General features: G+C 48.3%; 3 protein-coding genes. 1 reads left to right on the forward strand and 2 read right to left on the reverse strand.

Annotated features, from left to right (window positions below; translation table 11 throughout):
- Positions 1 to 401: 401 nt before the first annotated feature.
- Positions 402 to 1175, reverse strand: a complete 774-nt coding sequence (locus LSE01S_RS10485) for an ABC transporter permease (protein ID WP_061777576.1) — start codon at positions 1173 to 1175, stop codon at positions 402 to 404.
- A 3-nt stretch (positions 1176 to 1178) separates the two neighbouring features.
- Entirely contained in the window at positions 1179 to 2081 is a 903-nt protein-coding gene (locus LSE01S_RS10490; RefSeq protein ID WP_061777577.1) for an ABC transporter ATP-binding protein, read from the reverse strand.
- A 142-nt stretch (positions 2082 to 2223) separates the two neighbouring features.
- Between LSE01S_RS10490 and LSE01S_RS10495 the strand changes: the two genes are divergently transcribed.
- The gene (locus LSE01S_RS10495) at positions 2224 to 2808 is read left to right on the forward strand and encodes a helix-turn-helix domain-containing protein (protein WP_061777578.1); all 585 of its coding nucleotides are present in this window, start codon (positions 2224 to 2226) and stop codon (positions 2806 to 2808) included.
- Positions 2809 to 3249: the final 441 nt, after the last annotated feature.

Here is a 3249-nt window from a genome sequence, read left to right on the forward strand (position 1 = left end):
GGTTATCCGCTCTCGCAGACAACTTAATAATCATACCATTCAATCAATATGATGTCAACAATAAGTTTAAATTAATTAAACTGTGAATTGCCGGCTGCCTAATGAAGCAGCTCAATTAATATACCATTTTGCCAGACCGCTTGTCAACAAGCAATTTAACTTTTTAAATTAACGAGCCGGTGTCGTAAAAGACAACTTATATAATATACCATGCACATCATCTCACTGTCGACAAAAATCATAAATTAATGCCGACAATTCCACCATTTGTTTGCTGTGGCTCCAGGTCCGCCACGTCCTCTCCATATCACGGACCAGAAGCCTCCTTTGGCAGGATGTCGCCGTGACGCCTGTCCGCACTGTCTAATTTGCAAATCATGTTTCCGGCCAGCCTCCTCAACTTAAATCCGTCGTCGCGAAAAAAGCGCTGCGCCCACTCCAACAAAGAACAACGCCCACACGAGATTTCCAATACCCAACTGTTGAATCGTCAGATGCGTTACGTTCTGCTGGTAGCTGGGATTGCCGTACTCCTCCTGCAAGAAGAACATATTAAACGGATTCCATCTCATCACTGGCACTAACGACTTAAACGACTGCAATAGTAGACTGGATATGCCTTCCCCCATGAAGCAGACACCCATGCCAACAGCGATTGCTGCCGCGCTGTTATGACTACAACTTGCTAGCAAGAAGACTAGTCCGATAATCATCACGCCGCCGTACGTATCTAACACCGCGTTGGTCACTAGATTAATCAGTAACGATTGGTGATAGAGATACATGGTCTGCCAGGAAAGGCTGTGCCCACCATTCACTTTGAGCAATAACGTCACGAGGATGACCACGCCATGGCCTAAGACACTATAGCCGAGGACTAAGACATACTTTCCCACGAAGAGCATCCATCGATGATTCACCTGGATCGCCAACTGTTTGATCGTCCCATACTCGAATTCCATCGTCACACAGCTGGCACCAATCACTATAATGAGCATCGTCAGCCATTGAAATCCGCCATACGCCGACGAGACGTAAAATTTCTGATCACCGACTGATGCGCCATGGGTCGTCATCGCCAGACCCACCATTAAGAGGACTAAGATGACGGGTGTGAGCCGCGCTAATCGCTGATGTCTGAATTTAAAAATCTCCTGCTGGATTAATCGTCCCATGACCTATACCTTCCTTTCTGCCAATAAGCGTAACAAGACTGTCTCTAAATCTTCCTGGTGCTGATTCACCTTTAAAATCTGGATATGCGCGTCGAGCAGGGTATGCAGCAAGGGCGTCAGCGACACCGGTTGCGTCACGATTAAGTTGCTACCCCGCTGTATCACTGGATAGTCTGCCTGTAAAAGGACCCGCAAAGCCCGCGCATTCTCCGCCGTCCGCACCACTAAAGATTGCCGCGCCGATTCCCGAAATTGTCCCATCGTCCGTTGCAGCAGCACCTCTCCCTGATCAATTAAAATCACCGCATCAATGATCTTTTCCAACTCACTCAGAATATGACTGGAAATTAAAAAGCTCGTCCCTTCCCCTGCCATCTGACCTATCAAATGACGTAGCCGCTTAACGGACTGGGGATCCAGCCCATTCATTGGTTCGTCCAATATGACTAACCGTGGCCGTTTCACTAAAGCCATGGCAATTCCCAGCTTTTGTTTCATGCCTAGCGAGTACCGCTTGGCCGGTCGGCGGATAAAAGCTTGCATTTGGAGCGCTTGCACCACCCACGTCATTTGTTCCACAGAGGCCGTCATCAATTGTAAATGTTGCCAGCCACTCAGAAACGGATAAATCGCCGGGTGTTCGATGAGCGCACCTACCTGTTGGGTCACAACAGTATGAGTATTGACCGAAACGGGTTGTCCTAAAATCCGAACGTTTCCGGCATCGGTAGCCAGCAATCCCAGCAACGCTTTCATAATGGTCGTCTTACCCGCACCATTGGGACCGACTAAACCGACAACTTCGCCAGTTGTAATTGCGAAATTCACTTCATGTAAAACTACGCGGTGACCGAACATTTTCCGTAGACCGGTTACCTGAACCATTTGCTCTTGTACTTGTTGCACTGGACATCGTCTCCTCTACTCCCTTTCAGCGTACCCGTTCAAACCGCCAGATGATACGGATGCTAGCAAGAATAGCTTGCTATTTCCCGCTGATTCTCTATGCTGGAGTTAATAGCAATTATCAAGGAAGTGAGGTCCCTCCATGGCATCGACAGAACTAGGTGCACGCTTGAAACAATTCCGGCAAACGCAACAGCTGACCCAAACGGCACTTGCAGAACAGCTTCACGTCTCACGTCAAACCGTTTCCAGTTGGGAGACCGGCCGGAACCAACCGGACATCGCCACCATTACTCAATTAGCCACACTATATGCTGTCCCAGTAGATACGCTCTTACAAGAAACAACAGCCGTACCCCTAGCGAAACCAGTTACCTATCCAAGCTCCATCCTATTAGTGGTCCTATTCGGCGTGCTCCTGGTGGAACGCGTTACCCAATTTTCAACTTTCCCGGGTCTCTATTGGATAGACTTTCTCATCTTCTTACTGATCGGGCTTATGATCAATTTGGGCATTGCCCATCGCCACCCAAACGTCTGGACGCCTCGGATACATTGGCTTGGTTTGACAGTATTTGCCGGGCTCAGCCTCATTAGTGGGAGTATCAACGCCTTTAACATGGGCTTCGGCCTAATGACGACCTGCCAATTCAGCGGGCTAGTCGTTGTCATTGTACTAGCCAAAAAGTACTGGCAATCCCGATCCGTTAAACTTAGTCAACGCTAGCATGATAGTCTCACATAAAACCTAATTTAACTGCTCACAGAAAAAGGTAACGGCCTCCTGAATGGAAGTGCCGTTACCTTTTTAAATTGACTATTCTTCTAATCTTGCTTAGTTGACAAACCGCCTCTTTTACCAGCAGTGTGTTCGCACATTGCCGGTAATTAGAAACAACCGCCAATTCAGCTACGACACCAATCTCGGGATTGAACGTCCACAGCCTAACCCTCATAGACGCTGAAAGTGTACTGACAAATCAAGTACCACCGCCTATTGCCTATGGATGCTCTTGATGCGCTTGCGGGGCCCTCCTTATAGGCAACAGCCGTAACAGTACTTGCATGGAATCGTCCGAATCTGCACGTCCATCTTTATTTCTGACACCACCCGGTCTGCCGGGTCCCCTATCGCTGCGGTCATGCGTCCGTTCTTCCTTTTCTTTTT

The organism is Levilactobacillus senmaizukei DSM 21775 = NBRC 103853, assembly GCF_001592085.1.
Classification (GTDB): Bacteria; Bacillota; Bacilli; order Lactobacillales; family Lactobacillaceae; genus Levilactobacillus; species Levilactobacillus senmaizukei.

Excerpts from the sequence above, each read along its gene's own strand:
- LSE01S_RS10495 (WP_061777578.1), top strand. The coding sequence starts at position 2,224 with ATGGCATCGACAGAACTAGGTGCACGCTTGAAACAATTCCGGCAAACG.
- LSE01S_RS10485 (WP_061777576.1), bottom strand. The coding sequence starts at position 1,175 with ATGGGACGATTAATCCAGCAGGAGATTTTTAAATTCAGACATCAGCGA.